Genomic DNA, 6,678 nt, shown 5'->3' with positions numbered 1-6,678 from the left:
TCGCCATCGTCGGCGTCGGCTGCCGCTTCCCCGGCGGCGTCACCGACCAGGACTCGTACTGGGAGCTGCTGACCGCCGGCACCGACACGATCGGCGAGATCCCGGCCGACCGCTGGGACGTCGACGCCTTCTACGACGAGCAGCCGCGCACCCCCGGGAAGCACAGCACCCGCTGGGGCGGCTTCCTCGACCACATCGACCGCTTCGACCACGAGTTCTTCGGCATCTCCCGCCGGGAGGCGGTGTCGATGGACCCGCAGCAGCGGCTGGTGCTGGAGGTCGCCTGGGAGGCCCTGGAGGACGCCGGGCAGGCGCCGGACGCGCTGGCGGGCAGCCGGACCGGGGTGTTCCTCGGCATCTGCAGCAACGACTACGCCGGGCTGCTGTTCCGCGAACCGCAGGACATCACCGCCCACGCGTCCACCGGCGTCGCGCACAGCATCGCCAGCGGCCGCCTCTCCTACCTGCTGGACCTGCGCGGGCCGAGCGTCTCGGTGGACACCGCGTGCTCCTCCTCGCTGGTCGCCGTGCACCAGGCCTGCCAGAACCTGCGGCTCGGCGAGTGCGACCTCGCGATGGCGGGCGGCGTCAACGCGGTGGTCGCGCCGGACGCGGCGATCTCGTTCTCGCAGTTCCCGGAGATGCTGGCCGACGACGGCCGCTGCAAGACCTTCGACGCGGCGGCGAACGGCTTCGTCCGCAGCGAGGGCTGCGGCGTGGTGGTGCTCAAGCGGCTCTCGGACGCGCGCCGCGACGGTGACCGGGTGCTCGCGGTGATCCGCGGCTCGGCCGTCAACCAGGACGGGCGCAGCTCGGGCCTGACCGCGCCCAACGGCGCCGCCCAGCGCGAGGTGTTCCGCCGGGCGCTGGCCGCCGCCGGGGTGGCCCCGGACCGGGTCGGCTACATCGAGACCCACGGCGCCGGCACCAAGCTGGGCGACCCGATCGAGGTGTCCGCGCTGGCCGAGGTCTACGGCCGTCCCGAGGGCGCGCCGCTGCACCTCGGCGCCGTGAAGACCAACCTGGGCCATCTGGAGGCGGCGGCGGGGATCGCCGGGCTGATCAAGGCCGCGCTCTGCGTGGACCGGGGGCAGATCCCGCCCAATCTGCACTTCGCCGAGCTCAATCCGCACATCTCCTTCGAGGGCACCACCTTCGCCCTGCCGACCGCGCTCACCCCGTGGCCGTCGGACGGGGCCGACGGGGCGCGGCGGCTCGCGGGCGTGAGCAGCTTCGGCTTCAGCGGCACCAACGCGCACCTGATCGTCGAGCAGGCACCGGACGCCCGGGCCACCGAGTCGGCCGCCGTTCCGGACGACGAGCCGCGCGAGGCCCGCCCGCTGTCGGTGCTCGCCCTGTCGGCGCGCAGCGGCGGCGCCCTGCTGAAGCTCGCCCGCCGCTACCAGGACCGGCTGGCGAAGGCCGGTCCCGCGAGCGCGGCCGACCTGTGCTTCTCCGCGAACACCGGCCGCTCGCACTTCCCGCACCGCCTCGCCGCCGTCGGGGCCACTCCCGGCGAACTCGCCGAGCGGCTGGCGGACTTCGTCCGGGACGACCCGGGCGAGGGGCTGCTGCTGGGCCGGTCCGGGGGCACCGCTCCGACCGGGCCGGGCCCGACGGCCGAACCGGTCTTCCTCTTCACCGGCCAGGGTCCGCAACGCGCGGGCATGGCCCGGCGGTTGTACGAGACGCAGCCGTACTTCCGGCGCGTCCTGGACCAGTGCGACGAGATCCTGCGGGACGTCCTGCCGGCGCCGCTGCTCTCCGCCGTGTACCCGGCCTCGGCGGCGGACGGCGAGCTGATCAACACCATGGAGTTCGCCCAACCCGGCCTGTTCGCCGTGGAGTACGCGCTGGCCGGGCTGTGGCGCTCCTGGGGTGTGGAGCCGGCCGCCGTGATCGGCCACAGCCTCGGCGAGTACGCCGCCGCCTGCTTCGCCGGCGCGCTGCCGCTGGAGGACGGCCTGCGGCTGGTCGCCGAGCGCGGCCGGCTGCTCCAGCGGCTCGCCGAGTCCGGCGCGATGGCGGCGATCGCCGCCCCCGCGGACGAGGTGGCCGCCGAACTCGCCCGCCACGACGAGGCGCTGGTCGCCGTCGCCGCCGTCAACGGCCCGGCGAACACCACCGTCTCCGGGGTGCGGGAGGTCGTCGACGAGGTCTGCGCGGCCTTCGCCGCGCGCGGCGCCGAGGTGCGGCGGCTGCGCATCTCCACCTCCTCGCACTCCCCGCTGGTCGAACCGGTGCTGGAGCCGCTGCGGGCCGCGCTGGAGAAGGTCACCTTCGGCGCGCCGGCCGTCCCGCTGCTGTCCAACCTGACCGGCGGGCTGTGGCCGTGGGACCGGCCGCTGGACACCGACTACTGGCTGCGGCACGCCCGGCAGCCGGTGCTGTTCGCCGACGGGGTGCGGGCTCTGTACGAGCTGGGGCACCGCACCTTCCTGGAGGTCGGTCCGGCGCCGACGCTGCTGGGCCTGGTCGGCGAGGTGCTGACCGGCGACGACGTGCTGATGCTGCCGAGCCTGCGGCCGAAGTACGACGACTGGGAGATCCTGCTGGGCAGCCTCGGGCGGCTGTACGCCGAGGGGGCCGAGGTCGACTGGGCCGGGTTCGACCGGGAGTACCGCCGGGCCCGGCTGTCGCTGCCGCACTACCCGTTCGCCGCCACCCGCTGCTGGCACGAGCCGAGCGGCGACGGCGCGGCCGCGGCTCCCGCCCGGCGGCCCGAACGCGTCCAGCGGCCGGAACGGGCCGATCGCACCACCCGCACCGAACGGACCGAACGCGCCGACCGCGCCACGGCCGCCCGCCGGCTGCCCGGCGCCCCCGGCCGGGCGGCGGCGAGCGCGCTGCCGACCGCCGAGGAGTTGCTCGCCGCCCCCGCCGAGCAGCGGGTCGAGACCCTGGTCGCCGGGCTGACCACCAGTGTGCGCACCGCCCTGGGCTCGCGCGCGGCCGCCGTGGACGCCGACGCGCCGCTGTCCGCCCTCGGCCTGGACTCGCTGATGGCCGTGGAGCTGCGCAACGAGATCCAGGGCCGGCTGGGCGTCAAGGTGACCGTCGCCGAGTTCCTCAAGGGCGCCACGGTCCGCAGCCTGGCCGGGCAGGTGGTCGAGGGTCTGACGGCCGCCGGGCCCGGCGCCGACGCCGCCGACGCCGGGGAGGCGGCGCCGATCCGCCGGGCGGCCCGCTCCACCGACCGGACCCCCGACGCCGCCCCCGACCCCACCGCCGAGCTGCTCGCCCTCCTGGAGCAGGTCACCGAGAGGTCGGAGCGGGTCGATGACTGAGCTCGACGAGCGCCTCGCCGCACTGACCCCGGAGCAGCGGGCGCACCTGGAGCGGCTGCTCGCCGAACGGCGGGCGGCCGACGGCGCGACCCCGGAGACCCCTGCCGAGGACGTCTTCCCGCTCTCGCTGTTCCAGCAGGGCATGTGGTTCCTGGAACAGGTCCGACCCGCGAACCCGGCCTATGTGGTGCCGGGCGCGGTGCGGGTGCGCGGCCCGGTGGACGCCCGGGTGCTGCGCGAGGCGCTGCGCGAGGTGGTCCGCCGGCACGAGGCGCTGCGCACCACCTTCGCGCTGCGCGACGGCCGCCCCGTCCAGGTGGTGCGGTCGTCCGTGGAGCCCGAACCCGCCGGGGCCGAACTGCCCGTGACCGACCTCCGGCAGGCCGGTCTCACCCCGGCCGAGCTGGACGAGCGGATCGTGGCGGCCGCCGTCGGCGAGCCGTTCGACCTGGAGGCCGGGCCGCCGCTGCGGCTGGCGCTGCTGCGCACCGGCGAGGACGAGTCGGTGCTCGTACTCGCCCTGCACCATCTGGTCTCGGACCGCTGGTCGTTCTGGGTGCTGCTGGCCGAACTCGCCGCGCTGTACGAGGCGTTCGCGGCCGGTCGGCCCTCGCCGCTGCCGGAGCTGCCGGTCCAGTACGCCGACTTCGCACTCTGGCAGCGCGAGCAGCACGAACAGGGCCGCTGGGCCGAGCAGTCGGCGTACTGGAAGGAGCGGCTGGCCGGGGCGCCGGCCGCGCTGGAACTGCCGACCGACCGACCGCGTCCGGCCGTCCAGGGCTTCAACGGCGGCACGCTGCCGTTCGAGCTGCCCGAGCCGCTGCTGCGCGGGCTGTCGGAGCTGGCCCACCGCCGGGGCGCGACCACCTACATGGCGCTGCTGGCCGTGTTCACCGTGCTGCTGTCCCGGTACGCCCGCAGCCAGGACGTGGTGGTGGGGGTGCCCACCGCCGTCCGCGACCGGCCCGAACTGGAGCCGCTGATCGGCTACTTCGTCAACGCCCTGCCGATCCGCACCGAGCTGGGCGGCGAGCCGTCCTTCACCGAGGTGCTGGACCGGGTCCGGACGGCCTGCCTCGGTGCCTACGAGCACCAGGAGGTGCCGTTCGAGCTGGTGGTCGGCGAGTTGGGCACGGCCCGGGACCTCAGCCGGCCGCCGGTGTTCCAGGTGAGCTTCGCCTACGGCCGGGAGGCGGTGCCGGACCTCGCCCTGGGCGGCGCCCGGCTGGAGCCGGTACCGGTGCGCGGCGGCGGCGCGCGGTTCGACCTGGAACTCCAGGCCTTCGACGAGAACGGCGGCCTGGGCGGCTGGTTCGAGTACGACCGCGACCTGTTCGACGAGTCCACCGTCGCCCGGCTGGCCGACCTCTTCGGCCGGCTGGCCGGGCAGGCGGTGGCCGCTCCGGAGCTGCCGGTGGACCGGCTGGAGCTGCTGACGGAGGGCGAACGCCACCGGGTGCTGGTGGAGTTCAACGACACCGACCGGGAGTGGCCGGCCGACGAGGGCTGGATCCACCAGGCTTTCGAGGAGCGGGCACGGCTGCGGCCGGAGGCGGTGGCGCTGCGCTTCGAGGGCCGTTCGGTGGGCTACGGCGAGCTGGACCGGCGGGCCAACCGGCTCGCCCACCGGCTGCGCGGGCTCGGCGTCGACCGGGACACCGTTGTCGGCGTCGGCATGGAGCGGGCGCCGGAGCTGGTGGTGGCGCTGCTGGCGGTGCTCAAGGCGGGCGGTGCCTACCTGCCGCTGGACCCGGAGCTTCCGGCGGCCCGGCTGGAGCACATGGTGCGGGACGCCCGGGTGCCGGTGCTGCTCACCCAGCGCCGGGTGCTCGGGCGGCTGCCGGCGGTCGACGCCGAGGTGCTGTGCGTGGAGGAGTTCGAGGCCGCGCCGGGCGGGGAGCCGGACACCGCCCCGGAGGTCGCGGTCGGCGGCGAGGACCTCGCCTACGTCATCTACACCTCCGGCTCCACCGGCACCCCCAAGGGCGTCATGAACGTGCACGCGGCGATCCGCAACCGGCTGCTGTGGATGCAGGACGCCTACCGGCTGGACGCCTCGGACCGGGTGCTGCAGAAGACGCCGTTCTCCTTCGACGTGTCGGTGTGGGAGTTCTTCTGGCCACTGGCGGTCGGCGCGACCCTGGTGCTGGCCCGGCCGGAGGGGCACCGGGACACCGGGTACCTGGCCCGGACGATCCGAGCGGAGGGCGTGACGACGGTGCACTTCGTGCCGTCGATGCTGCAGGCCTTCCTGCGGGAGCCGGTGGAGGAGTGCGGGAGCCTGCGCCGGGTGGTGTGCAGCGGCGAGGCGCTGCCGCGCGACCTCCAGGACCGCTTCCTGGCCCGCTCGTCCGCCGCCCTGTACAACCTGTACGGTCCGACCGAGGCCGCCGTCGACGTGACCCACTGGACCTGCGGGCCGGACGACGACCCCCGCCGGCCGGTGCCGATCGGCCGGCCGATCGCCAACACCCGGATCCTGGTCCTGGACGAGGCGCTGCGGCCGGTGCCGGTCGGGGTGCCCGGCGAGCTGCACATCGGCGGCCGGGGCCTGGCCCGCGGCTATCTGAACCGGCCCGACCTGACCGCCGAGCGCTTCGTCCGGGACCCGTTCGACCCGGACCCGGCGGCGCGGCTGTACCGCACCGGCGACCTCGCGCGGTTCCGCGAGGACGGCGCGGTGGAGTACCTCGGCCGGCTGGACCACCAGGTGAAGCTGCGCGGCCTGCGGATCGAGCTCGGTGAGATCGAGGCCGTGCTGACCGAGCACCCGGGGGTGCGCGAGGCCGTGGTGACGGCCCGTCCGCACCGGACCGGGGACGTGCGGCTGGTCGCCCACCTCACCACGACCGACGCCGCAACGCCGCCGGCGCCCGCCGAACTGGCCGCCCATCTGCGCGGCCGGCTGCCCGGCTACATGGTGCCCGCCGTGTTCGCCGTGCTGGACGCGCTGCCGCTCACCCCGAGCGGCAAGGTGGACCGCAACGCGCTGCCCGAGCCGGGCGGGGACGACGGCCCGGCGGCGGGCGCGCCGTTCACCGCGCCCGGCGCCGGTCTGGAACGGTCGCTGGCCGGGCTGTGGCGCACGGTGCTGGGGGTGGAGCGGGTCGGCACCCACGACAACTTCTTCGACCTCGGCGGACACTCGCTGCTGATGGCCGAGCTGCGCTCGCTGCTCGCGGCGGACCTCGGGCACCGGGTGTCGATGGTCGAGCTGTTCCAGCACCCCACGGTGGCCTCGCTGGCCGCCCATCTGAGCCGGTCCGGGGTGGATCCGTCCACGGCCCCCGGGGCGGCCGCGCGCGAGCGCGCGGAGAACCGACGCCGGGCCGGTGCCCGGCGGCAACAGGCGGCCGTGCGCCGTGCCCGTTCCTGAGAGCACGATGTGAGA

2 protein-coding genes are annotated in these 6,678 nt (G+C 75.6%); both read left to right on the top strand.

The window, feature by feature from the left end:
- On the top strand, positions 1–3,287 hold a 3,287-nt coding region (locus BI06_RS24350), incomplete at its 5' end, for a type I polyketide synthase (protein WP_043471634.1).
- A complete protein-coding gene (locus tag BI06_RS24345; protein ID WP_043471632.1) occupies positions 3,280–6,663 on the top strand; it encodes a non-ribosomal peptide synthetase in 3,384 nt (1,127 codons plus the stop codon). The genes BI06_RS24350 and BI06_RS24345, both read left to right, overlap by 8 nt.
- Positions 6,664–6,678 lie beyond the last annotated feature (15 nt).

The sequence above is a fragment of the Kitasatospora sp. MBT66 genome (assembly GCF_000710405.2).
Classification (GTDB): domain Bacteria; phylum Actinomycetota; class Actinomycetes; order Streptomycetales; family Streptomycetaceae; genus Kitasatospora; species Kitasatospora purpeofusca.
This window is presented reverse-complemented; position numbering and strand designations above follow the sequence as displayed.

What these genes read in the sequence shown, in the direction of transcription:
- BI06_RS24345 (WP_043471632.1), top strand. Translation starts at nt 3,280, where the DNA reads ATGACTGAGCTCGACGAGCGCCTCGCCGCACTGACCCCGGAGCAGCGG.